The 26184-nt window shown below is 35.6% G+C and carries 13 protein-coding genes; 5 read left to right on the forward strand and 8 right to left on the reverse strand.

The features are described 5' to 3' along the window. The first annotated feature begins 22 nt into the window (after nucleotides 1-22). Nucleotides 23-2389: a GumC family protein gene (locus tag EXIGUO8A_RS14085; protein ID WP_159303628.1), complete on the forward strand. Its 2367-nt coding sequence runs from the start codon at nucleotides 23-25 to the stop codon at nucleotides 2387-2389. 404 nt (nucleotides 2390-2793) lie between these two features. Next, entirely contained in the window at nucleotides 2794-11871 is a 9078-nt protein-coding gene (locus EXIGUO8A_RS14090; RefSeq protein ID WP_159303629.1) for a putative Ig domain-containing protein, read from the forward strand. A 97-nt stretch (nucleotides 11872-11968) separates the two neighbouring features. Here EXIGUO8A_RS14090 and EXIGUO8A_RS14095 read toward each other — a convergent pair whose 3' ends face one another. The 6 genes from EXIGUO8A_RS14095 to EXIGUO8A_RS14120 form a co-directional block, all read right to left on the reverse strand. After that, nucleotides 11969-12709: a tyrosine-protein phosphatase gene (locus tag EXIGUO8A_RS14095; protein WP_159303630.1), complete on the reverse strand. Its 741-nt coding sequence runs from the start codon at nucleotides 12707-12709 to the stop codon at nucleotides 11969-11971. Between the two features lie 302 nt (nucleotides 12710-13011). After that, nucleotides 13012-14010: a malectin domain-containing carbohydrate-binding protein gene (locus EXIGUO8A_RS14100; RefSeq protein WP_159303631.1), complete on the reverse strand. Its 999-nt coding sequence runs from the start codon at nucleotides 14008-14010 to the stop codon at nucleotides 13012-13014. A 383-nt stretch (nucleotides 14011-14393) separates the two neighbouring features. After that, a complete protein-coding gene (murQ, locus tag EXIGUO8A_RS14105) occupies nucleotides 14394-15209 on the reverse strand; it encodes an N-acetylmuramic acid 6-phosphate etherase (RefSeq protein WP_159303632.1) in 816 nt (271 codons plus the stop codon). Between the two features lie 4 nt (nucleotides 15210-15213). Continuing rightward, on the reverse strand, nucleotides 15214-16611 hold the full coding sequence (locus EXIGUO8A_RS14110) for a sodium:solute symporter (protein ID WP_201304122.1): 1398 nt from the start codon (nucleotides 16609-16611) through the stop codon (nucleotides 15214-15216). A gap of 126 nt (nucleotides 16612-16737) precedes the next feature. Beyond that, nucleotides 16738-18042, reverse strand: coding sequence for a RagB/SusD family nutrient uptake outer membrane protein (locus EXIGUO8A_RS14115; protein WP_159303634.1), 1305 nt, complete (start codon nucleotides 18040-18042; stop codon nucleotides 16738-16740). A 10-nt stretch (nucleotides 18043-18052) separates the two neighbouring features. Then, nucleotides 18053-21142: a SusC/RagA family TonB-linked outer membrane protein gene (locus EXIGUO8A_RS14120; protein ID WP_159303635.1), complete on the reverse strand. Its 3090-nt coding sequence runs from the start codon at nucleotides 21140-21142 to the stop codon at nucleotides 18053-18055. A 200-nt stretch (nucleotides 21143-21342) separates the two neighbouring features. On the opposite strand from EXIGUO8A_RS14120, the gene EXIGUO8A_RS14125 reads away from it, so the two are divergent. Continuing rightward, entirely contained in the window at nucleotides 21343-22098 is a 756-nt protein-coding gene (locus EXIGUO8A_RS14125) for a DeoR/GlpR family DNA-binding transcription regulator (protein ID WP_159303636.1), read from the forward strand. A 292-nt stretch (nucleotides 22099-22390) separates the two neighbouring features. Here the strand turns inward: EXIGUO8A_RS14125 and mnmE are convergent, their stop codons facing one another. Continuing rightward, nucleotides 22391-23788, reverse strand: a complete 1398-nt coding sequence (mnmE, locus tag EXIGUO8A_RS14130; RefSeq protein ID WP_159303637.1) for a tRNA uridine-5-carboxymethylaminomethyl(34) synthesis GTPase MnmE — start codon at nucleotides 23786-23788, stop codon at nucleotides 22391-22393. A 111-nt stretch (nucleotides 23789-23899) separates the two neighbouring features. On the opposite strand from mnmE, the gene EXIGUO8A_RS14135 reads away from it, so the two are divergent. Further along, nucleotides 23900-24307: a hypothetical protein gene (locus EXIGUO8A_RS14135; protein ID WP_159303638.1), complete on the forward strand. Its 408-nt coding sequence runs from the start codon at nucleotides 23900-23902 to the stop codon at nucleotides 24305-24307. Nucleotides 24308-24377: 70 nt separating this feature from the next. Further along, nucleotides 24378-24746: a DUF4870 domain-containing protein gene (locus EXIGUO8A_RS14140; protein WP_116772187.1), complete on the forward strand. Its 369-nt coding sequence runs from the start codon at nucleotides 24378-24380 to the stop codon at nucleotides 24744-24746. A gap of 73 nt (nucleotides 24747-24819) precedes the next feature. Here EXIGUO8A_RS14140 and dnaN read toward each other — a convergent pair whose 3' ends face one another. Beyond that, on the reverse strand, nucleotides 24820-25938 hold the full coding sequence (gene dnaN / locus EXIGUO8A_RS14145; protein ID WP_159303639.1) for a DNA polymerase III subunit beta: 1119 nt from the start codon (nucleotides 25936-25938) through the stop codon (nucleotides 24820-24822). Nucleotides 25939-26184 lie beyond the last annotated feature (246 nt).

Raw genomic sequence — 26184 nt, forward strand, 5'->3', positions numbered from 1 at the left:
ATCCCCATTTCAATAATTTACTATGACTTTTTCAGAGAAAAAAGAAGATTTAAAGAGTATTATATACACCTACATAAAACATTGGAAATGGTTTGTTCTGTGCGGTTTATTAGCAATAGTTATTGCTTATGTGAATATTCGGTATACTACGCCTGAATATGAGGTTAAGTCTCAAATACAAATTGTTCAAGAGAAAAATGCGGGTAGTGAAGTAAGTCTTTTTCAAGACTTAGGTGTTTTTGGTGGGTCATCAAAACAAGTGGAAGATGAGATTGAAATTCTAAGTTCTAGGTCTAATTTTATTGAGGTTGTTAAAGAGTTAAATGCAAACATCCAGGTAATTGCTTTAGGGAATATTATTAATTCTGAAGTGTATACAAACCAACCGATAAAGGTGAATTTTATTGCGGCCGATTCAACGGTATATAATGCCAATTATAGTTTTTTTATTGAATTTTCTTCGGCAAATACCTTTGGGTTTGCTGTAAATGAAAATGAACCTTCTAAAATATATTCTTTTGGGAATGGTATAAAGACACCTATTGGTGATATGGTCATTACACCAAACGTAAAAGATCCTAAAAGTCTAATGGGAAAGAAGTATAAAGTTTCCCTTAGTCCTGTTGAAAGAGTAGCTAGGTCATTCAAATCTGCGGTTAAGATTTCTGTAAGTGCAGAATTTTCAAATATTTTAGACGTCTCCATGACAAGCACAATACCTCAGAAAGCAAAGGATATTATTGATAAGCTGATCGAGGTTTACAATAGAAATGCAATTGAAGAGAAAAAACGAATTGCTGATACAACATCAGAGTTTATTAATAACAGGATTCAATTGATATCAGGTACCTTGACCGACGTAGATAAAGATGCCCAAGAATTACTTACTGAAAAGGGCATGACGGGTTCTGGTTTAGAGGTTGGTGCTGCCGTTCAGGTAAGTGCAGGTAGTAGACAGAATTTAGAAAATGCTAGAGTTCAATTGCAAATGGTAAGTGGACTTAAAGATTATATTGAGGGTGAAACGGGTTATGACGAAATGCCCGTTGTAGACGTAGGTAGTGGAGCTTTAAGTCAAGCAACTGTTCAATATAACGCGTTAGTGGCTGAACGTAAAAGATTGTTGCAAAGTTCCAATGAACAAAACCCAATGATCGTTAATCTAGATAAACAGTTAGATGGGATTAAAACAACTATGCGTTCAAGTTTAAATTCTTTAGAACGAAATGTTGGAATGAACGTTAGTACTTTGCAAAGTCAATTGGGAAGAATTCAGGGTACTATTTACTCAGCCCCAGAAAATCAACGGGAACTAAGAAATATTACTAGAAAGCAAGAAACTACAGAATCCTTATATCTTTATTTATTACAAAAAAGAGAAGAATCTCAGATTGCCTTTGCTTCAGCTTCACCTAAATCAAATGTAATAGATAGGGCGTATGTTTCTAGTCCTACTCCGGTTAAACCCAAAAAAGCTATTACTTATTTAGCTGCTTTAATGTTAGGGTTGTTGCTACCTTTTGGGGTGATATATGGTAAAGACCAGTTGGATACCAAAATTCAAAATAAGCACAGTTTAGAAAAGTATACCAAAGATATACCTGTATTGGGAGAGCTGCCTAGACTTGATAAAAAAGATAGTAAGATTATAATTAATGACGATCGTTCGGTTCTAGCTGAAGCATTAAGGATAATTAGAGCCAATTTAGATTTCTTGATAAAGACCAAGCACGCAAGTGATAGAAATAAAAATAATGTGGTTTATGTTACTTCCAGTACCCCTGGAGAGGGTAAAACATTTGTTTCGTCAAATTTATCGATGATTTTGGCCAGTACAGAAAAGAAAGTTCTTTTAGTTGGTGCAGATATTAGAAATCCAAAATTATATTCCTTCTTTTCCGGTGATTCAGTTGATAAATTAAAGACCCCTTCTAGAAATAAAGATGCAGGACTTACCGAGTTTTTATTGGATGATTCAATACAGGTTAAGGACATTATTAGACCTATGTTAGTTCATCATAACACTATTGATGTGATATATTCGGGTAAAATTCCGCCAAACCCTGCAGAGCTATTAATGAGCTCAAAAATAGAGGATTTATTAGAGGAGGTTTCTGGATTATATGACTATGTAATTGTAGATACTGCACCTATGATGGTTGTAAGTGATACGTTGTTAATTGCACCATATGCCAATCATATTATTTATGTGACTAGAGCTGGGGTTACTGACGAAAGTGCTGTTAAATTCCCTATGAATTTACGTGAGGAAGGTAAACTGAAAGGTGTTTCTTTTGTTGTTAATGATGTTAGTTTAGATAGTTTAGGATATGGAGGTAAATACGGTTATGGTTATGGCAAGAACTCCAAAAAATGGTGGAAGTTTTAAGAAGTATAATTATAAACAAAAAAAGGCGCAATTTTAAAAATTGCGCCTTTTTTTGTTTATAAACATTTTTTTCTTTTTTAATTATGTCATTGCTTATGAGCCAATTAGGTTAGAGTAATGAAAAGCATTAAAAAAAGAATTACAATAGGCCAAAAAAAATAGTCAGTTTTTTTTTAGGATATTTATGAAACAACTGGTCTGTGTTATAGCTACCCAAAAGATAATAGTGTTTTTCTTACTCTTGACGTTGATTTTTATACCTGTACTTTATCGAGTAACATTCAGGTTTAAACGAATATTAGTAGGGTATTAATACACTAAGGTGTTATTAAATTATATTTGTTTTAAAATTAGAACACCGTATTAATCGGTTACATATTAGTATCACTTTATTCTCTAAGAATATGAAACATAATTACTTCAAATCTCTTTTATTAAATGTTTTTATGCTATTCGTCATAGGGCTTGCCCAGATGAATGCACAGGTAAATTTTGATCAAAGTACACTAGATGTCAATGGATTTGATTCATTCGATTCTGGTATTACCGCACTGGAATTTGGTCCGGACGGAAAGCTCTATGTAGCTGAATATACAGGGGCTATTAAAATTTTAACAGTAGAGAAGTTAGCCGCAAATAGCTATATCGTACAAGATATGGAAATTTTAAATTCAATTACTGATATTCAGAACCATAATGACGATGGTACCGATAGTAGCTTAACAGAAAGAGAGACTACAGGGATTAGAGTAGTTGGTACGGCTCAAAATCCTATTATTTATGTTGCTTCCAGTGATATCCGTATCGGGGGAAATACCAATATAGGTGATACTAATTTAGATACCAATTCGGGAATTATAACTCGAATAACGAAAGCCGGTTCAGTTTGGACAGCAGTAGATATAGTTCGTGGTTTACCAAGGTCAGAGGAAAACCATGCTACTAACGGTATACAATTTATTACTATTGGCGGAATTGATTATTTATTGGTAGCCCAAGGTGGGCATACAAATGGAGGCGGTCCTTCTAATAATTTTGCATTTATTACGGAATATGCACTTTCAGGTGCTGTATTGTCTATTAATTTAACTGCCTTGGATGCTTTACCTATTTTAACAGATGGTGATGGTAGAAATTATATATATGATTTACCTACGGTTGATGATCCTACCAGACCTAATGCAAATGGAATTGAAGACCCTAACGATTTAGCTTATAATGGGGTGGATATAAATGATCCATTCGGTGGAAATGACGGTCTTAATCAAGCTAAATTAGTTGAAGGAGGACCCGTTCAAATTTTTTCACCAGGATATAGAAATGCATATGATTTAGTAATTACTCAATCTGGAGCAGTCTATATTACGGATAACGGAGCTAACGTTGGTTGGGGAGGATTTCCTGTAAACGAGGGTACAGCTTTTGTAAATAATGATTATGACTCAAATGAAACTGGGGGTGGGGGTATTAGTAGTCCAGCTCCTGATGGTGAGTATATAAATAATCTTGATCATTTAGAGCTTATAACAAGTGATGTTCAAAATTATACATTTGGATCTTATTATGGTGGTCATCCCAATCCAATTAGAGCCAATCCTGTAAGTGCTGGATTATATACTAATGATGGAACAAATGCTTTTTTTAGAACTAAAATTTATGACCCTAATGCAGATGGTTCTGATCCAAATACCACAGCAAATACTGCAGAAGCACTTCCTGCAGATTGGCCGCCGGTTCCTGTAAATTTAGCTAACCCTGTAGAAGGAGATTGGCGAGGGCCGGGATTGCCAAATCCAGAAGGTCCTGTTGATGCAATAATTACAGGTTGGGGAACCAATACAAATGCAATAGTTGAGTACACCTCTGGCAATTTTGACGGTGCTATGGAAGGTGATTTGTTGGCCGGAGTAAATACGGGAGTTATAAGAAGAGTTGAGTTAGAGCCGGATGGTAGTCTTGAAACTTTATCAAGTAACTTTATAACAGGAATAGGAGGAAATGCATTGGGATTAACAGCTCAAGGTGAAGGGGATATTTTTCCAGGTACAATTTGGACCGGTACTTTAAATGGTAGTTTAATTATTATAGAACCTGCGGATGCTATAGACTGTATAGATCCTGCCGATCCTCTTTATGATCCTTTGGCTGATTATGACAATGATGGATATACAAATCAGGATGAGGTGGATAATGGAACTGAACCATGTAATGGAGGTTCGCAACCCGATGATTTTGATAAATCTGCAGGAGCTCCTTTTATTTCTAACCTTAATGATTCTGATGATGATAATGACGGTATAGCAGACAGTGATGATCCTTTTCAGTTGGGAGATCCAGAATCTGGTGGTAGCGATGCCTTCACATTACCAATACAGAACGATTTACTTAATGACCAACAAGGTATTGGAGGTATTTTTGGTTTGGGTATGACTGGTCTTATGAATAATGGTAATACTGGACCAAATTGGTTGGATTGGATTGATAGACGTGCTGAAGAAGGGGATCCTTATGATCCCAATGAACCTAACGATAATGATGTACTTGGAGGTGCTCCAGGTATAATGACTTCACATATGCGTTGGGGTACAGCAAAAGGAACTTCAAATGATCAAGAAAAAGCTTACCAGATGGGGGTGCAGGTTAGCAACGCGACGGGTAATTTTACTGTTGAGACTTGGATGAAGAATTTTGATAGTAATTTGCAACTTTATGGCAATACTAGTGCTGTAGGAGGGGAATTAGGACTTTTTCTAGGTACAGGTTTTCAAGATAATTTTGTTCAATTTGTTATCACACAAGATGGATTATCGGCTATTCAAGAAGTAAATGATGTTCTTGATACGGCAAATGCACTTTTCTTACCATTAGCAGAAGTGGACAGACCAAGTTCTAATTTGTTTCTTTATATAGATGTTAACCCAGTTACTGGTGATTTACGATTTGATTATAAAATAGAGAATGGAATAAAACAAACATTAGGGACTATAACTGCAACTGGTAGTACTCTAGCGGCAATACAAAATGCAAATACTGATTTGGCTGTTGGTTTTATAGGTACATCAAATACAACTGGTGTAGAGTTGGAAGGAAGCTGGGAATATCTCAAAGTTAGTACTAATGTTCCTTCAATTGTGGCTCAACTTCCAGATTTAACTCGATATATCAATTCAAATGATGACGTAATTGAATTAGATAATTATTTTGATGATAATGACGGTGTTTCCAATCTTATTTATTCTCTTGAGGATAATTCAAATACTGCTGTTGGTGCAGTAATAAACGGTAATGAGTTAACTATAAATTACCCAGGAACCGCTGAAATAACAAATATTACAATACGAGCAACGGATGCAGAATCTAATATTATAGAGCAGTCTTTCGAAGTAAACGTTACAGATTCCCCTATTGTTTTATATCGAGTAAATGCCGGTGGACCACAAATTGCGGCAATAGATGGTGATATTGATTGGGATGAGGATACGCAAAGTAGTAATTCAACTTACTTGACCACAGCGGGCAGTAATCAAAACTTTTCTTTTGATGCCAATGCTGGTGCAAGTGTGCCCAATACTACACCAAATGATATATTTAAAACAGAAAGAGCAGATAGTGCTCCCGGTGCTCCTAATATGACATATTCATTTCCTGTCACACAGAGTGGTAACTATGAAGTAAGATTATATTTGGCAAATGGCTGGGAAGGTACTTCAGAAGCCGAGCAAAGATTATTCGATGTTCAGATAGAAGGGCTTACATACCCAGCTCTGGATAATATTGATTTATCTGGTACGTATGGTCATGAAGAAGGAGTAATGATTAGTCATATAATTCCTGTAACCGATGGCAATATCGATATAGTATTTGCTCATGGCGCAATAGAAAACCCTATAATCAATGGTATTGAAATTTTAGTTGCTTCAGATTCAGATACACCTATATATGTTGCAGATATAGAAGAGCAAAGAACCCCGGTTGGTGAGCAACTTGACGGCAGTTTAACCGTAATTGCTTTCGGTGGTGATGGAAATAATAAAAATTATACAGCTGTTGGTCTTCCTCCAGGATTGGTTATAGAACCAACTAATGGTCAAATTGGAGGTACGGTTGAAGCAGGTGCTGAATTAAATAGTCCTTATGCCGTTACTATAACAGTTGATGACGAAGATGGTTTGAGCAGCGATGCGGTTACCATTACCTTTGATTGGATAATTTTTGAGGCATTCAGTTATAGGGTAAATGTAGGTGGTAATCTAGTAACGGCTACTGATGAAGCTACAGACTGGAAATTTAACAATACTAATGGAGCATATACATCTAATATGTACTCCGTAAATACTGGTTTTTCTATTAATGCACTTTTAGAATTTAATAAAAAACATAGTACTGTTCCTGCTTATATTGACAACACTACTTTTGATGGAATTTTTGGAAGAGAGCGTTATGATAATGCTGATGGTGATGAAATGGAATTTATTTTTCCTTTAGAGAATGGCGATTATGTGGTAAATATTTACTTAGGAAATAGCTATGAACCAGCTAATGAAATTGGAGATAGAATATTCGATATTTCATTAGAAGGAACTGTGGTGGAAAATGATTTGGATATCATAACCGAGTTTGGTCATTTGAGAGCAGGTATGCTTTCTTATCCTGTAACACTTAATGATGGTGAATTGAATTTAGAATTCTTACATGGTGTTGAAAATCCAATTCTGAGTGCCATAGAAATCTTCGAGATAGATGCGGCAAATCCTACCTTATCTATTGCAACTATTGCAAATCAAACTAGTGATATTGATGCAGTAGTTGATATTACGGCATCAGCATCTGGTGGTAACTCAGCCGAAGAGCTTATCTATTATATCTCAGGACAACCTGACGGAATTAGTATAAATGCTGCTACAGGTCAAATTACAGGTACAATTGCAACAACAGCTTCTAATGGTGGTCCAAATAATAATGGAGCCCATGAAGTTGTAGTTACGGCAGCAAGACCAGGATCTGCTCCGGCAAGTACGGTTTTTAACTGGAACATAGCTTCAACTTGGGTTGATAAAGATGAAGATGAAAATTATACGCCAAGACATGAGAATTCTTTTGTACAAGCAGGTGATAAGTTTTACCTAATGGGTGGTAGAGAGAACGCTTCTACTATTGATGTTTATGATTACACATCTGATTCATGGAATTCATTAGTAGATTCTGCTCCATTTGAATTTAACCATTTCCAAGCAACAGAATACCAAGGGTTGATATGGGTTATAGGATCTTTTAAAGATAATGCTTACCCAACCGAGACCCCTGCTGAATATGTATGGGCATTTGATCCAGCAAATGAAGAGTGGATTCAAGGACCTGAGATACCTGCTAATAGGAGAAGAGGTTCTGCGGGATTGGTAATGTATAATAATAAGTTTTATGTCGTAGCTGGTAATACGCAAGGGCATGATGGAGGCTATGTTTCATATTTTGATGAATATGATCCAGCAACCGGTGTATGGACACCTTTAACCGATGCGCCAAGAGAAAGAGATCACTTTGCTGCTGTTGTTATCGATGACAAGCTTTATGTTTCAGGTGGTCGTCTGTCTGGAGGGGCAGGAGGAGTATTTGCTCCTACCATTCCAGAAGTAGATGTTTATGATTTTAGTAACGAAAGTTGGTCTACATTACCTGCAGGTCAAAATATACCAACGCCTAGAGGTGGTTCTTCTGCAGTTAATTTCAATGATAAGTTAATGGTTATTGGTGGAGAAAGTGAGACGGCAGGACCTGCATTGACAACCGTTGAAGAGTATGATCCTTTATCTCAAACTTGGGCAACTTTGCCAGGGTTGAATCATCCTAGACATGGAACTCAAGCTATTGTTTCTGGAAACGGAATATTTATTTTGGCAGGTTCTCCAGTACAAGGTGGAGATAATCAGAAAAATATGGAATACTATGGTGAAGATGCCCCTATTGGTAGCCCTAGCGTTGCTAGTGACTTTACTATAGCAGATGGTTTATTGATTGCAGATGGCGAAACGGAAACTATTGATTTGGATATTGAGAATGGAAATGTTGGGGTTATGATTACTTCAATGGTTATTTCTGGTACAAACGCTAGTGATTTTACTATTGATTCAGGTGAATTAACCAATCAGTTATTAAATGCTAATAGTACGCATCCTATTGAGATAACACTTAATGGAACTGGAGATAATAGAAGTGCATTATTGACTATTACATATGGTAATGGTACCACTAAAGAAATAACCTTGTCTAATGCTGTAAATGTTCCGGAAATTACGGATCCTGGTACTCAGAATAGTAATGAAGGGGAAGTTGTTTCGTTGCAAATTGATGCAACGGGAGCTTGTACTAATGAAACCTATAGTGCTACTGGTTTACCTGCAGGTTTGTCAATAGATCCTGATACTGGTGAAATTACCGGTACAGTTTCTAATGGAGGTGCAGGTACTGGAGCTTATCAAGAAAATAATGGCTTGGTAGTTATAGAAATGGAGAATTTAACTTACGGTCCTAATTGGACTGAAGAGACTACAGAATCTGGTTACACAGGAAGTGGATACCTAGAGAATTCAGTAGATAGTTTTGGTACTCCTGGAAATGGAACTATTACAACTCAGGTGGAAATAACAACACCGGGTATCTATAGATTTCAATGGTATAATAAAATTGGTATTATTGGAGGAGGACCTGAAGATCCTACTACAGAACATAATGATGCATGGTTACGCTTTAGTGATGCAGATGATTTTTATGGTTCTAAAAATGATGATGGAACAGGAAGTAAAGTTTACCCAGGGGGAGTTGGTCAAACACCTGTTGTAAATGGAGCGTCTTCAGATGGTTGGTTAAAAGTATATACCAATACCATTGCGTGGAATTGGAATACACAAACAAGTGATAATGATGCGCATAAAGTTTTTGTTCAATTTGATAACGCTGGTACCTATACGATGGAAGTTTCATCTAGATCAAATGGTCATTTGATTGACCGTGCCACTTTACATAACGTAAATTTAAATTTAACGACTTCGGAATTGCTTGTGGCACCAGAATCTACGCAAGCTGGTGGTACAAACGGAGCTTCGGAAGATAGTCCTTATAATGTTGAGGTGACGGTTACTGATGATTGTAGTCCTTCTCAATCAAATACAATTGAGTTTGTATGGAATGTTGGGGAAGCGGGTAATGCTACACCGGTAGCATTAATAGAGTCTGATGTAATTTCAGGCGATGCTATTTTAACAGTTAATTTTACTGGTGATAATTCTAGTGATGATACGGGAATAGTTGAATATTTATGGGACTTTAAAGATGGTTCTCCAACAGATGCCACTGCCAATACTGTCCATGATTTTGAAACACCTGGTGTATATGAAGTGGAATTAACGGTAAGCGACGGTGTTCTTACTGATACGGCAACTTTAACAATAACAGTTAATGCTCCTGCTAATGAAGCTCCAGTGGTTACTAACCCGGGAGAGCAGAACAGTGTAGAAGGTGAAATAGTATCTCTACAAATTATAACTACGGATACAGACGGGTTGACTTATTCGGCAACGAACCTACCTGATGGATTAGATATTGATTTGTCAACAGGATTAATAAGTGGTACAATAGCAACTGGTGCTTCAGCTAATAGTCCTTTCACAGTAGATGTTACTGTTACGGACGATGGTAGTCCTTCAGAATCAAGTACGGTATCTTTTGATTGGAACGTAACTGCGGTTGCAACAAATACATCCCCGGTAGTTACAAACCCAGGAGATCAGAACGGAGTTGAGGATAATGTAGTTTCATTACAGATAGAAGCAACAGATGCCGAAGACGATAATATGACCTTTGCTGCAACCAATCTTCCTGATGGGTTGACGATAGATACGACTACAGGGTTAATTAGCGGTACTATTACTGCCGGAGCTTCAACTAACAGTCCTTTCACAGTAGATGTTACTGTTACGGACGATGGTAGTCCTTCAGAATCAAGTACGGTATCTTTTGATTGGATCATAACCGATGTAGCCGTGAACTTGGCGCCGGTAGTTACCAATCCTGGTGACCAGAACGGAGTAGAGGATAATGTAGTTTCATTACAGATAGAAGCAACAGATGCCGAAGACGATAATATGACCTTTGCTGCAACCAATCTTCCAGATGGGTTGACGATAGATACGACTACAGGATTAATTAGCGGTACTATTACTGCCGGAGCTTCAGCTAATAGCCCTTTCACAGTAGATGTTACTGTTACGGATGATGGCAGTCCTTCAGAATCAAGTACGGTATCTTTTGATTGGAGCATAACCGATGTAGCCGTGAACTTGGCGCCGGTAGTTACCAATCCTGGTGACCAGAACGGAGTAGAAGGAGATGAAGTTTCATTGCAGATTGAAGCAATCGATGGAGAGGATGATGGTATGACATTTATCGCAAATAATCTTCCTGATGGATTGACAATAGATATGTCAACAGGATTGATTAGTGGTATAATTGAAGTTGGGGCATCAGCCAATAGTCCTTTCACGGTAGAGATTACTGTTACGGACGATGGTAGTCCTTCAGAAGCGAGTACTATATCCTTTGTTTGGAACGTAACGGATGTTGCCGTGAATTTGGCACCTGTAGTTACCAACCCTGGAGAACAGAATGGAGTAGAAGGAGATGTAGTTTCATTACAAATTGAGGCAATCGATGGTGAGGGTGATGGTATGACATTTACCGCAAATAATCTTCCTGATGGATTGACAATAGATATGTCAACAGGATTGATTAGTGGTATAATTGAAGTTGGGGCATCAGCCAATAGTCCTTTCACGGTAGAGATTACTGTTACGGACGATGGTAGTCCTTCCGAAACTAGTACTATATCTTTTGTTTGGAATGTAACCGATGATGTTGTAGTAGTTAACGAGGCGCCTATGGTAACAAATCCAGGAGCGCAAACCGGAATGGAGGGTGAAGAGATTTCATTCCAAATTCTTGCTACTGATGAAGATAATTTGACCTTTACAGCAAATAATCTTCCTGATGGATTAACTATAGATATGTCAACGGGAGTCATAAGTGGAACGATAGCAGCCGGAGCTTCTGATAATAGCCCATATTCAGTAACTGTAACTGTAACTGATGACGGAACTCCTTCAGAATCGAGTACGGTAAACTTTGAATGGAGCATTAACCAAAATGAAACTTACGACGCTACAATGGATAATATGGTGATCTCGCCAAATCCAGCTAATGAAAATGCTGAAGTGTTTATTAACTTGGAAGTGCCGGCACCATTGTTAGGTATTTATATATATGATACTAGCGGTAGGTTAGTTAAAAAATATGAGTACTTAGAGTCTTTCAATGGTAATGGTAGCTATGAACTTTATATTGGAGATTTGAGAAATGAAATCTATACTGTTTATGCTTACGTACAAGGAGAAGATATTCCTTTAGTCAAAAAATTAGTTGTGAGAAATTAATTTAGTAATTATTAAATAAATAAAAAGCGGAAAATCCAATCTAGGTTTTCCGCTTTTTTATTCCATTTATTTCACTTCCTTCAATTCTAGAAACGGATTATTTGAAATTATAAATCGTTTTCTCTATAACTGGTTTTAAAAGTGTCCATGTTTTTTCTTTAAGTCTTATCTTTTTCAATGCATTTAGCTGGGAAGTTTTATGAATGTCGCTTGCGGCAAAGTCAATTAGATTATTTTTTAAAAGCCAAATTGCAGCTTTCTGGACTTCACTACCGTAATAGTCTCCTAATGAAAGTAAATTCATTTGTAGCAGCACAGCATCTGTCTTGAAGTTTTTATACTTACCTAATTTATTATGCAAATACATATAACGTTCTGGATGAGCTAGAATGGGGAAATAGCCAGAGCTTTTTATTTTTTGAACTGCACTGTCAAAATTAATTGAAGCCTGTAAATAAGACATTTCAATTAATAGATAGCTTTTTGAAAGCGGCATAATATTGTTTTCATTTAGGATTAATTCAAATCCTGAATCGATCATGTGTTCTGCAGCCGCGTCTATGTTGATGTGCTCAAGATTATTCATCTTCAAAGCATTTTTCAGTAACGATAAGGAACTTTGAATTGTAGACGGATTATTAGGATAATAATTCTCCATAATGTGTGGGGTGCAAATAAAATCATTTATCCCAAATTCATTAAAACCTTTTATTAGTTCAATGGAATCTTCAACAGTTTTTGCACCATCATCAATGCCTGGTAAAATATGATTATGTATATCAACAAAACCTTCAAGATGATCAATTAAAAAATGTTTTTTGGAAAAAAAGTTGAACATGGTTAAAATTAAATATTAATTATTTTCCGATACAGGAATTATAATCTCAATACATATTGTACCTCAAGTGAATTGAGGTACAATATGTATTGTAAAGTATACGGAAATTAGCATAATTGCATTTAGACATGGTAAAATTAAGTAATCACATCTTATTTACCTAGGCGTGCAATCTACGTTCAATTTTTCTAATATATGTGCTTGTTTAATTATTAATTTAATTGCTTTTGCACCAACAAATGAGTTTTAGATTATGAAATATCAATAACCTAAAGTTCTATTTAGAGATGGATATTTAGATGTTAAGGGGTAATTGTTCCGTTACCAAAAATTTCTATAGCCGAAATTTTTGGTCTGTCAACAGTTGCCTCAAAAAGAATATTTAATTCTCCATCAATTACTTCAATATCATACATTCGAGAACTTGCGGTTGCTACACCAACATCTTTAAATATATCGTAAGATGTGAATATTTGGGCATCTTCCATTATGATGTCAAAAACTCTACTACCAACACCTCCTTCGAGCATTTCAGGATTTTCTACACCCCAATAGATTTCAGCAAAATATAATTTTACAGTATAAGATCCGTTTGTTAGTGGAATAGCGTATGAAAAAGGACTAGTAGGGTTGTTGTCTTCTGTTACACGCTCCGTCAAAAATATTTCGTCCATATCAGTTTCAGAAATTTCGGTAACAGATGGATTGGTATAAGCTTCTGATGGACCTTCAAAATATTGGTCGGCTTGAAAAATGACATCACCATATGCAATTTCAGGACCTCCGCTATTGATACGGATAATGGTTGGTCCTAAAGGTTCGGTTGATTGTTCTATTTCTTGCGCAGGATTAGCCTGAATTCCTTCAAAGTTAATGATCGCAGTATCTGTTATTTCATCACCGTTAACGGTTCCTGAGACTGTAATAGACTCTTCTATGTCACTAGAAACACTTGCGGAGTATGTGCCGTCGCCATTATCGGTAATTTCTGATATAGTAGCCGTGCCAGTAACATTCAGAACTATTTGATTACCGCCACTTGTAACAAGCGTACCATCATTATTTGCTAGTTGTACAGTTATTATAGATGTTAAATATGATTCACTTTCAATAGGTGACGAGGCCTCAATAGTGGTATTTGAATTTGTAGGATCTACAACTACCTCAGGTTCGGGTTCTGGGTCTGGGTCAGTGATCGATATGGTATCATCATCACTGCTACTGCAAGAAATATTTATAGAAATAAAGAATAAACTGAGAATGGTAATCAAAGAAATTTTGTGGATAGTTTGAGGTATCATAGAGCATATATTTATATAGTTCCTATTACTTTTAAAGATAGGGAATTTACTCTGTAATATGGTTTAATTTTAGCTTCAATCAATTTTATTTTATCTATATAAAATATAAGGCTTATTCAATTTACCAGATTATTATATTGAGGTACTTTTTAATAAATAATTAAATTTTTATTGTATAACCGTTCTAAAAGAATAAATGGTGCTTTAAGTAACTATAGAAACACATTTAACCTATTATGTAATTTTAAAAAAAATGTTTGTAGTCATTTAATGATAACGAAATAACGGCAAATATGGCGCAGGAGGAGATATAGTAAAGTAATCACCCTTAATTTACCTAAGTATGCAATCTACGTTCTATTTTAATTCTATGTGTGCTTATTTTATTGTTTATAGTACTCAATCGATTTTCTTACGCTACCATGTTCGAATAATAAAGATTTAGCAAGATTTTCATCTATTTCTAATTCTTCCATTATCATTTTTGTGCCACGATCGATTAGCTTTTTATTGGATAGTTGCATGTCTACCATTTTGTTTCCCTTAACTCTACCGAGATTGATCATGATAGATGTGGAAATCATGTTTAGTACTAACTTTTGGGCCGTACCCGCTTTCATTCTTGTACTTCCTGTTACAAATTCTGGACCTACAATTAATTCCATAGGGTATTTTGCTATTTTGGAAACTAATGAATTTGTGTTGCATGATATGCTTCCTGTAAGTACGCCATTGGCATTAGCAGCTTTTAATCCTCCAATCACATAGGGTGTTGAGCCCGATGCCGCTATACCTAGTAATACATCGTTTTCATTAATCTTATAAACTTCAAGATCTTTCCAAGCCATAGTTTCATCATCCTCCGCATTTTCAACAGCTTTTCTTAATGCCCTGTCTCCGCCGGCGATTAAACCAATAATCCAATCATCTGAAACCCCAAATGTTGGTGGACATTCAGAGGCGTCTAAAACTCCAAGTCTACCACTTGTACCGGCACCAATGTAAAATAATCTACCTCCTTTTTTCATTCTAACTAATGTTTGTTCTACAAAGTTTTGAATGGAGGGAATGGCTCTTTCTATAGCTAACGGAACCGACTTGTCTTCTTGATTCATGCTAACAAGTAATTCGTTAACGGTCATTTTTTCTAAGTCGTCATAATTTGATGATTGTTCTGTTGTTGGTTTAAGTGTATTCATATTTTTATTTTTTTATAAGCAATAAGCCTATTACGGTTAAGCTTGCATTGACTGCTATGTTTATAAATCCGAAATCGAAGTTGAATGTATTTATAGAAAATTGACCCAATAGGTAAGTGATTATTGGTGCGGATAAGCAAACAACAGGAACCCATTTGTCTTTTAATTTTATTTTGGAAAACATGCCTAGAAGGTATAGTCCTAGTAATGGTCCGTAGGTATAACCGGCAACTTTAAAAATTAATGAGATTACATCTCCTTTACTATTTGAAAAAGATAGTATGATGACAAATATGATGCAGGAGAATAGAACAATGACTAAATTTTTTAATTGCTTTTTTCTTTTGCTCGATTTGTTTGAAATATCTAAAAAATCGTAAGTGAAAGATGTTGTTAAAGCGGTAAGCGCAGAATCAACACTAGAAAATGAAGCTGCTATAATCCCTAGAATAAAGAATATACCCGCTAAAGTACCAAGATGATTTAGAGCAAGGTTAGGAAAAAGGTTGTCGGTATTTAAAAACAATCCATTTTCGCCCTTGGGTAAAAGTATGCCCATTTCGCTTGCATAGATATACATTAGCACACCAAGCCCCATAAATAGAAACTGTGTCATTGCTAAAATGATACTGTAGGTCAAGGTGTTTTTTTGAGCATCCCAAACATTTTTACAGGTTAGGGTTTTTTGCATCATATTTTGATCAAGACCGATCATGGCAATTGCTACCAAAATACCGGCAATAAACTGTTTGTAGAAATTATTTCCTGATTCAGGTTCCCAATTGAATATTTTAAAATATTCATGTGTGGTTATACGTTCAAAAGATTCGCTGATACTTAAATCTAATGTATTTATTATCGTATATATAGTAATTGAAGCTCCCAATATTAAAAATATGGTTTGCATAGTATCTGTCCATACAATGGTTTTAATACCGGATTTGTTAGTGTATAGCCATACCAGTATTAGAATAATGATGATGGTTACATAAAATGGGACATTGAAATAGTCAAAAACTGCATATTGTAGAATTTTGGCGGCTAACATTAATCGTAATGCCGCACCAAAAGATTGAGATACCAGAAAGAATAGTGATCCCGTTTTATACGTGTTATTTCCAAACCTCACTTTGAGAAAGGTGTAGATGGAAACAAGTTTAAGTTTGTAGTATAAAGGAGTTAATACAAAGGCGATAAAAAAATAACCTACGATATTACCAAGTATAAATTGATAGAAGTAAAAGTTATTATTGGCTACCATACCGGGCAGAGAAACAAAGGTGACTCCAGATAGGCCTGCGCCTACCATGCCGAATGCGACTAAATACCATGGAGATTTTTTGTCGCCAGTAAAGAATGTATCATCGCTATTTTTCCTTGATGTGAAGTATGATATGATCATAAGTAGACCAAAGTAAAAAGCAATTATAAAAATGATCGTTGTTGGTTTCAATAGGTATTATCATTTAAAAATTGGGACAGTATAGAAACTGTCCCAATTTAGATAGTGGTTGTTGAATTTAACTTCCTAAGAAGAAGGGTTTGCGGGGGTGTTGGTATTGTTGTCTCTTTCAGAGTTAGGATAAGGGTAATAGTCCCTGTTTCTTTCCGCATCTGTTTCGGTTGCGCCTGGTCTATCAAACCTTCTACTATCCTCTAAAGAAAGTCCGGTTAAGTATAGCTCAACTCTTCTGTTTCTATAAATTTCATCTAGAATAGCAGATTGCTCCATCGTACCATCATATTCAGGTAAATTTGCTCCTAAACCGAAAATGTCTGTTGTAGATGTTTTGGTTAATACTGTATTCAATTCGGCTACCGCATTGGCAAGGTCATTATTTCTTGCATATGCCTCTGCTTTTATTAGTGATATTTCACCAGGCAGATAAACTGGGATTTCATCTGTATTATCGCTCCAGAAGCCTACTACTTGGTAGTTTGGTATTTCAGCTTCTAAATCTTCTGCGGTAATATAGAACGGAATTCTTTCATCATCTTCATCAGGTAACAACTCCGTAGGTAGACCAAAAGTTAAATCTTTTGCTTGGGTAACATTTTGTGAGCCAAACCAAAAAGCCAATGGATTCGGTATTGATGCATCATACTCCCATGTAGATTTTACGGATAGGTCAACATTATTGGCAGCGGTAATTGCTGCGTCATAATTACCAGCCATTAAATTAAATCTTGCGAGTAAAGCGTTTATTGAATTTTCTATATCTACAGAAGTAAAAATGTCAGCAGTTATAGAAGCATCTAAACCAGCGTCAATATAATTTTTGGCTTCGTTTAAATCTGATATTACATTTTCTAAAACAGCTGAACGTTCTATAAATTCTGCATTCTCAACAATTTCCAATGGTATGCTTTCAAAATATTGAATAAGCGTACCATGGGCAAGAGCTCTGTAGAAAAGACCATAAGCTTTTAAAGAACCCGAAACGGAAGTACTTTCGCTAACATCATCAGCTGCATCGATCACTGTAGTTGCTTCCTTTCGGGTCAATAATGCATTTGTCCACATATTAATTAAAAGTTCATTACTGCCGCTAACATCATCACCACCTAAAAGAATTTCATTCTCTCCTAGGTTACCAGGGTTCAGTAATCTTAATTCATCGGTATTTAACCCAGAAATATGTGTGCTTGTATAAATTAGTCCGGTTCTTTCGGTACTCCATCTTTGTTGCACACCATTAATTAGGCGCACCAAATTGTCAGTATTATTTACTACATCTGGTTCTAATGTAGAGTTTGGGTCCAAATATTCAGTATCACAAGACGTGGTAGCAATGAGCAATGTGATAGCTATAGTTTTTAATATATTTTTCATATTTGTCTTTTTAGAAGTTAGCGCTTAATGATAATGAGATTGTCATTGGGATCGGTACATTACCAAAGTTTACTGAACGCAATAAGTTTGATTGTCCTCCTGCATTGGTCTCAGGGTCATAGCTGAAGAATTTGTCAAAAGAAATAAGGTTTCTTCCGATTAATGAAAGTCTTACATTTTCTAAACTAGAATTGAATAGAGAAGGGAATTCATACCCTAAAGAAACCTCTCTTAGTTTAACAAAAGAACCATCTTCTATTCTAAATTCTTCTATAGGGTATATACCGGCAATATATCCTCTAGGTAGCTCTCCTGTCAACTCTTGTGCTGCCAACTGACCAACACCAACACCTTGTCTTGTTCTTTTATCGGCATCAAAAACATCAAAACCTTGAACTGCTTCCCAAAGCATACTGAAATTGAAATTCTTGTATGTAAGGTCAGTCCCAATTCCAAGGATGTAATCTGGATTAGGGTCACCGATAACTTTTCTTAAAACATCTCCAGTTGGTTGCCCATCTGCATCACGCTGCGGTGTATTGGTTGTTAAATCGCCTCTTTCTTGTTGAGGAACCCCAACTGGGCTGCCATCTGTAGACTCACCTGATAATATTAATTCGCCATTGTCATCTGTAGCATAGTAAGTACCATAGAATACGCCTAGAGCTTCACCTTCTCTTACAATTGGCGGAGCACCGGTAACACTTTCAATAGTAATATCGCCACCTACAGTGCTTAGCACCTTGTTTCTATTACTACTATAGTTGAAATTAAGATCCCATGTTAGATCGTCAGTTTTAATAGGTGTTATTTTTGCATAAAGCTCAATACCGTTATTACGCATTGTACCAACATTTTCTGTTCTTGTTGAACCACCTAATGAAGGTGCCAATACACGACTTACAATTAAGTCTTCAATGTTTTGACGGTAATAGGTGAATAATAATGAAGCTCTGTTATTAAAGAAACTTAAGTCTGTACCTATTTCAAATTCTTTTGTACGCTCAGGCTTTAATCCTTCGTTACCCAATCTGGTATTTTGTTGTAATGTTGAGGAGCCTAAGTAATCATTTGAGGTATAGCTACCATATCTTTCGTAAGGACTTATTGCTGTTAAGTTACCGGCTTCACCGTATGATGCTCTTAACCTTGCGGAATTCAAAAAACTTTCGGTATTCCAAAATGGTTCATTTGAAAGAACGTAGGATCCAGAAACTTTTGGATAGAAATTAGATCTTTCGTCAACATCAAAATTTGTTGCACCATCAATTCTACCGGCTAATGTAAAGAAGAGCTTGTTGTCCCATGATAATGTTTCCTGTAAAAAGAATCCGTAAATATCCAAATTGGTGTCAATTGGTTGGGTTTGTAGCGGAATAGTTGGTTCGTTATTACTATCTAAACCTCTTCCTTGGGTACCTTCAAAAGAAAGTTCACTACTTTGAAAGCTGTAACCAGCTGTAGTAACCGAATTTAATTTGTCTGTAATATTGGTGTTGTATGCCATGTTAATGTCATAGTTCCAATTGAATACCTTCGCCTCGGCACTACCAATGTAACCATCATCATAGTATGCAGGATTTACATTTTCATAAGGATATACCGGTATGTAAATATTTCCTTTTTGATTATATGTGTCAACACCTATAATTTGATCAATGCTTAATTTTTCGGTAGGTTTAATTTTCAAGTGCAAGTTTGGAATGAAGTGATTTACATCTTGAGTAATGTCGAAGGTTTCAATAATGGTCAATGGGTTTACTCTGGTGTTTTCTACAGCCATTAAATTGCCGTTGGCGTCCCTTTGAGTTATATCGAAAGTGTTATTGGTTATATTTATAGAGTTGATAGGACTCCAAAAGACATTTCCATCTGGTTTTTCATCAGATTTGCTATTAGCGTAATATAAACCTAAGTCGTAAGACATCCAATCGGTCACTCTGTGATTAAAGTTCACTCTTGCCGAGAATCTATCGAATTTAGTATTCTTTATGATTCCCTCATTGGTCAAGTAACCAATAGAAGCCATATAGCTCATTTTATCATTGCCTCCTTTGGTTGAGAAGTAATTGTCACTTCCAAATCCGGTTTGGAAAATTTCATCTTGATAATCGTATCTAGTAGTTTCAAATTTGTCGGTTGACAAATTTCTATATGTGGTAAGCGCATTATTGTCATTTGGATCAAAACCGAAAATAGGCCATAACCTACCGGAAAGATCACTATTGGGTACTGTTTCAAATTCCTCACCAATTAAATTTAAATCTAATTTTTTGCGAATGGTATTTACGCTAAATGTAGATTTGAAATAGAACTCTGGCCCGTCTTCATAATTACCACCTTTTTTTGTGGTGATTACAACAACACCATTTGATGCTCGAGAACCGTAAATTGCTGCAGCGGCTGCACCATTCAGAATATTTACGTTTTCAATGTCATTAGGGTTAATATCTACCATTCTATTTTGACCAGGGGCAGCATCGCCAGCATCAACATTTAAATTGGTGACGTTGGTAGTAAGGTTACTGGTAATTACTCCATCAACTACATATAAAGGTTCAGATGATCCTTTAATTGTACTTGGACCTCTTAAGCGAATGGAAAAACCACCGGCAGGATCACCTGAATTTTGTGTTATTTGTGCACCAGGAACTTTACCTTGCAATGAAGTTGTAATATTTGCAGGTGAAGCTTTTACCAATTCAACCGATTTTACAGTAGTAATGGCGTTACCAAGTTTTTTTCGAGATTGGGTTACCGATGAACCCACTAGAACTACTTCATCTAAAGCATTTGAATCTTCCATTAATGTCACATTGACAATTTGATCCATGCCCGTTAAAGCAATTTCTTCTGTTTTATAACCAATGTAACTAATAACTAAGGTTTTGTTACTAGCATTTGTTAGCTGTATACTAAAGTTACCATCAAAATCGGTAGAAGCTCCTGTAGAAGTTCCTTTTAATAAGACAGTAGCGCCAGGAAGGGGTAGACCATCTTGGGCAATAATAGTACCAGATACCGTTGAGGATTGTGCATAAGTGCTGAGGGAAAATAGCATCAGCAAGAGCACCGAGAGAACATGATAGGTTTTCTTCATAATATTAGTTTTAAGTAGTTGTGCTAACAAACCTAGCAGAATATTTTATGTTTTGCAATATTTTATTGCAACAAAGCAATAAAATCAAGAAAAATTTATTGTATTCTAAAATCACATACATCATTTGCTATTTTTTGTTGCAAATGATAGTTGTTTATTATTAATTTGATATCCTTGTAGTAGTTTTTAAAAAATATATTTTGCAAAAAAGTGATAGACATCAAGTTATACTAGAAGAAGTTCAATTACATAACAGAGTGTTGTTAACAGATTTAGCCAATATTCTAAATGTATCCATGGATACCGTAAGAAGGGATATAAAAGAGCTAGATGAATTACAAAAATTGCGTAAAGTTCACGGAGGAGCTATTTCGAATGGCTTCAATACCTATTCGGATAGGTCAAAAGAGATATTTGAACAGGACAGTAAAGTAAAAATTGCCAAAAAAGGTATTGCTCTATTAAAAAACGGCGATGTTGTTCTAATTAGTGGCGGGTCTACCAACTTAGAACTTGCTAAATTAATTCCGAGAAAAATGGACCTTACATTTTTTACTCCTAGTTTACCTATGGCCATTGAACTTTTAAATAATAAAACTCATCATCATGAGGTGTATTTAATAGGAGGGAAGTTATCTAAAGAATCTCAGTTGGTAACAGGTGGAGTATCGATAAATAGCTTGACCGATATTACCGTAGATATTTGCTTTTTGGGAACGGGTTACTTGGATAGTGCAAAGGGCATAACTGAAACCGATTGGGAAATTGCACAGATGAAAAAAGCAATGATCAATTCCTCTAAAAGACTAATAGCTTTAACCATCAGTAAAAAATTGAATACCGTAAATAGATATAAAATTTGTGAGATCAATACCTTGACCGATTTGGTAACCGAACTTGATCCAGATGCAGAAATTTTAAAGCCTTACAAGAATAAAGGGGTTAATTTAGTGTAAACGATAGATTATAGTTCACAAATCTAAATTATAAAATATTTGTTCCTAATGATTTTTCTCTTTGCGGATTGAAAGAAATAGGAGTTTTTCCTCAAGCGGATACTTCAAAGTCAGTCAATCCTAAAATTTATGATAGCCCATGGAATTTTAAATCACACAAATATCCTGACTTCTTACCAAATTAATTCTTAACTCTTAAACTAAAATTATAAATTTTATTTCTACAATCAGTATTTGGTGGACATTGACTCATTGTATGGCGGTAAGTTAAAAAAGCTTATTAAAGAATTTATTACTTCCCGATACAAAAATTAGCGAAAATATTCCCCAATAATTCATCATTGGTGACTTGTCCTGTAATCTCACCTAAATGATAAAGTGCTTCACGTACGTCAATTGCCATTAAATCGCTAGAAAGTTCTGCTTGCATACCGAATTGCACTTTTTCTATTTCTTCTAATGCTTTTAATAGTGAGTTGTAATGACGAGTGTTGGTGACAATAGTCTCATTATTACGGAGTGCTCCTGTATTTACAAATTCTAAAAGGCTGTTTTGTAATTCCTCAACACCTTCTCCCGTTTTTGCGGATAGATATTTGACCTCATTTAAATAAGTAGCTATTTTTTCTTTATCGGTTTCCGAAAGTGTATCGGCTTTGTTCACCAATAGAACTAAAGGTTTTAAAGGATTCTGATTTTTTATTTTTTCAAAATCAATGACAATATTTTTCAACTTTTGATCATCTGCCAAAAGTTTAGATCCATCAACCAATAACAATACTACCTGGGCCTGTTCAATTTTTTCAAAGGTTTTTTTAATGCCCATTCCTTCCACAACATCTTCGGTTTCCCGAATACCCGCGGTATCAATAAATCGAAATCCTATTCCACCAATTGAAATCTCATCTTCTATAGTGTCTCTGGTTGTTCCTGCAATATCTGATACCAACGCACGGTCTTCGTTTAAAAATGCATTTAAAAGGGTAGACTTGCCCACATTTGGCTCGCCTACTATGGCAACGGGTATTCCATTTTTTATCACATTGCCGACAGCAAAAGAGTCAATCAATCCTTGTAATACTTTTTGAATTCGAGCCAATAGGTCTTTGAACGCGGTTCGGTCGGCAAATTCTACATCTTCTTCCGAGAAATCGAGCTCAAGTTCAATTAGGGATGCAAAATTTAAAAGTTCTGTTCGTAATTGTTTTATTTCATTGCTAAAACCACCGCGCATTTGTTGCATGGCAATTTGGTGGCTAGCGGCATTATCACTGGATATAAGGTCAGCAACAGCTTCTGCCTGGCTCAAATCCATCTTACCATTTAAGAACGCTCTTAGCGTAAATTCTCCCGCATCAGCAGTTCTGCATCCGTTCCTTAGGAATAACTGTATAATTTGTTGCTGGATATAGGGAGAACCATGACAAGATATTTCTACGACATTTTCACCGGTATATGAATGCGGATTTTTGAAAACCGAAACAAGGGCTTGATCCATGGTGTTTTTTCCTTCCATAATATAACCTAAATGAATGGTGTGGCTTTTTTGGTCTTCAAGTATTTTGCCAGATGCCGATTTAAAATGTTTTGATGCTATTGTAATTGCTTCCGGACCAGAAAGTCTAATGACTGCAATTGCTCCTGCGCCTGCGGGAGTTGCTAATGCTACTATAGTATCTGTTTTAATCATCGTGCAAAAATAATCAATTATTACCTGTTGTTCTTTTCTTAATTTTCAAGCATTATATTTTCTGTATTCAATTATATAGTAATTTTGCGTGTTATAAATTATAATCAGAAAATGAAAAAAGTATTTGTTTTAGTAGTATTTATGTTTGTTTCTTTTGCGGGAGTTGCTCAAAACGACACTACCGAATCTTCTAGCGAAATAACCTTGGAACAAGAAAAGGAAATGGTAGAGGTAAAGAAAAAGGTTGAAAAAGCAGAAGCGAAAGCTAAAAAAGAAAAGAAAGAGGCTGCGGAACAAAAAAAGATCGAAAAATTACAAAAGCAGATCAAGAACAAAGAAAAATCTATTTCAAGCGAAAAAAAGCAAATTGAAAAGTTAAAAGCCCAACTAGAAAAAGGTAAAGTTAAGGGTACTCTTTCTCCTGTAGATATTCAGAAAAAAGAAGATAAAATTGCTAAGAGCCAAATAAAATTAATGAAGGAGCAAGAAAAACTTAAAAAGCTGAATAGAAAACTTTAAAGGCTCTTTTTGTAACATTTATGCGATTTATGCGTCTTATTTGTAGTATTCATCATTAAATCAATCAAAAATGGAACTAGTAAATAAAAATTCAATCGCAGTACGTGAAGACCGAAATCTATTGGTCATAACACATTTATCTCAATATTTAGATTTTGTAACGGGTTTTGGCGGACTACTTGTACCGTTGGTAATTTGGCTAACGACTAAAGATTCTGTTATAGGTATGGATGAGCATGGTAAATCGGTTATTAATTTTCAATTGACCTTGATTTTGTATTTAGTTATTGGTATACCTGGAATATTATTGTTTGGACTGGGAATATTATTATTGATTTTTGCAGGTATTTTATCTATAGTGATGCCCGCTGTCAATGCTATTAGAGCTAGTAATGGAGAATCGCCCAGTTATTTCGGAACTTTTAGATTTATATCATAAACGAATTAATAAAACAAAAAAAGGGTCAGTTGAAAAACTGACCCTTTTTAATTTATGAATATTTGGTGAATAGTTAGCTATTCAGCATAACCGGCATTACCAACATTGTAACATATTCGCCTTCATCTAAACCATCGGAAGGGGTAAGTATACCGGCACGGTTAGGTAAGCTCATTTCTAAAGAAACTTCATCTGAGCTTAAGTTGTTCAACATTTCAGTTAAGAACCTTGAGTTAAACCCTATTTGCATGTCGTCACCTTGGTAAGCACAAGTCAATCTTTCTTCGGCCTTGTTAGAATAATCGATATCCTCTGCAGATATATTTAATTCTGCACCAGCGATCTTTAAACGAATTTGGTGTGTTGTTTTATTGGAAAATATAGAAACCCTTCTTACAGAGCTTAAAAATTGGTTTCTTGCTATTGTAAGCTGATTAGGATTCTCTTTAGGTATTACCGCTTCGTAATTGGGGTATTTACCATCTATTAATCTACAGATAAGCTCTGTATCTTCAAAACTGAACTTGGCATTACTTTCATTATACTCAATAAGGACGTCTGATTCACTGCCTGCTAAAATTCCCTTTAACAATGTCAAAGGTTTTTTAGGCATAATAAATTCTGCAACTTGAGATGCCCTAACATCTGTACGTTGGTACTTCACCAATTTATGTGCATCTGTTGCAACAAAGGTTAAATTCTCTGGTGAGAACTGAAAGAAAACACCGCTCATTACAGGTCTTAAATCATCGTTACCGGCAGCGAAAATGGTTTTATTGATCGCAGTAGCAAGAATATCACCAAGCAAGGTTGTTGAACTTGGGCTGGTAAGTTCAACTGCTTTTGGAAATTCCGCTCCGTCCGCATATGCTAAAGCATATTTACCGTGATTAGAGCTGATCTCTACCGTATTATTATCTTCAACTACGAAAGTTAATGGCTGTTCCGGAAAAGTCTTAAGCGTTTCTAATAGTAATCTTGCCGGTACTGCAATTGTGCCTTCGTTATCAGAATCTACAGTGATCACAGAACTCATGGTAGTTTCTAGATCAGACGCCGATACAGTTAGTTTGTCCTTTTGCAAGTCGAACAGGAAATTATCCAGTATTGGTAATGTATTACTGTTGTTGATTACACCTCCTAATATTTGGAGTTGTTTTAGCAAATAGGTACTTGAAACTATAAATTTCATTCTTTAAATTTTATTGATATCGTTCTTGAAATTATCAAGAAAAATAGGTTTTAATCCTTAATGTTGGCAGTTTTCAATATCAGCAAAGATATTTTAATTGCCCTTTTTTAAGAAACAAACTTATTAACAGTTTGTTGTTGGTCAAGGTACGGTATACTACTAGTTATTACTGCATTATGCTCATTAAATTTTTATTAGTACACTAGTTATTAACTTTTACTGTTTTGTGTTAGTACTAAAGTACAT

The organism is Maribacter litoralis, from assembly GCF_902506355.1.
Taxonomy (GTDB): domain Bacteria; phylum Bacteroidota; class Bacteroidia; order Flavobacteriales; family Flavobacteriaceae; genus Maribacter; species Maribacter litoralis.

Bases quoted from the DNA above. Each gene is read 5' to 3' on its own strand.
- EXIGUO8A_RS14085 (WP_159303628.1), top strand. From the start codon at position 23: ATGACTTTTTCAGAGAAAAAAGAAGATTTAAAGAGTATTATATACACC.
- EXIGUO8A_RS14090 (WP_159303629.1), top strand. From the start codon at position 2,794: ATGAAACATAATTACTTCAAATCTCTTTTATTAAATGTTTTTATGCTA.
- EXIGUO8A_RS14095 (WP_159303630.1), bottom strand. From the start codon at position 12,709: ATGTTCAACTTTTTTTCCAAAAAACATTTTTTAATTGATCATCTTGAA.
- EXIGUO8A_RS14100 (WP_159303631.1), bottom strand. From the start codon at position 14,010: ATGATACCTCAAACTATCCACAAAATTTCTTTGATTACCATTCTCAGT.
- murQ (WP_159303632.1), bottom strand. From the start codon at position 15,209: ATGAATACACTTAAACCAACAACAGAACAATCATCAAATTATGACGAC.
- EXIGUO8A_RS14110 (WP_201304122.1), bottom strand. From the start codon at position 16,611: ATGATCATATCATACTTCACATCAAGGAAAAATAGCGATGATACATTC.
- EXIGUO8A_RS14115 (WP_159303634.1), bottom strand. From the start codon at position 18,042: ATGAAAAATATATTAAAAACTATAGCTATCACATTGCTCATTGCTACC.
- EXIGUO8A_RS14120 (WP_159303635.1), bottom strand. From the start codon at position 21,142: ATGAAGAAAACCTATCATGTTCTCTCGGTGCTCTTGCTGATGCTATTT.
- mnmE (WP_159303637.1), bottom strand. From the start codon at position 23,788: ATGATTAAAACAGATACTATAGTAGCATTAGCAACTCCCGCAGGCGCA.
- EXIGUO8A_RS14135 (WP_159303638.1), top strand. From the start codon at position 23,900: ATGAAAAAAGTATTTGTTTTAGTAGTATTTATGTTTGTTTCTTTTGCG.
- EXIGUO8A_RS14140 (WP_116772187.1), top strand. From the start codon at position 24,378: ATGGAACTAGTAAATAAAAATTCAATCGCAGTACGTGAAGACCGAAAT.
- dnaN (WP_159303639.1), bottom strand. From the start codon at position 25,938: ATGAAATTTATAGTTTCAAGTACCTATTTGCTAAAACAACTCCAAATA.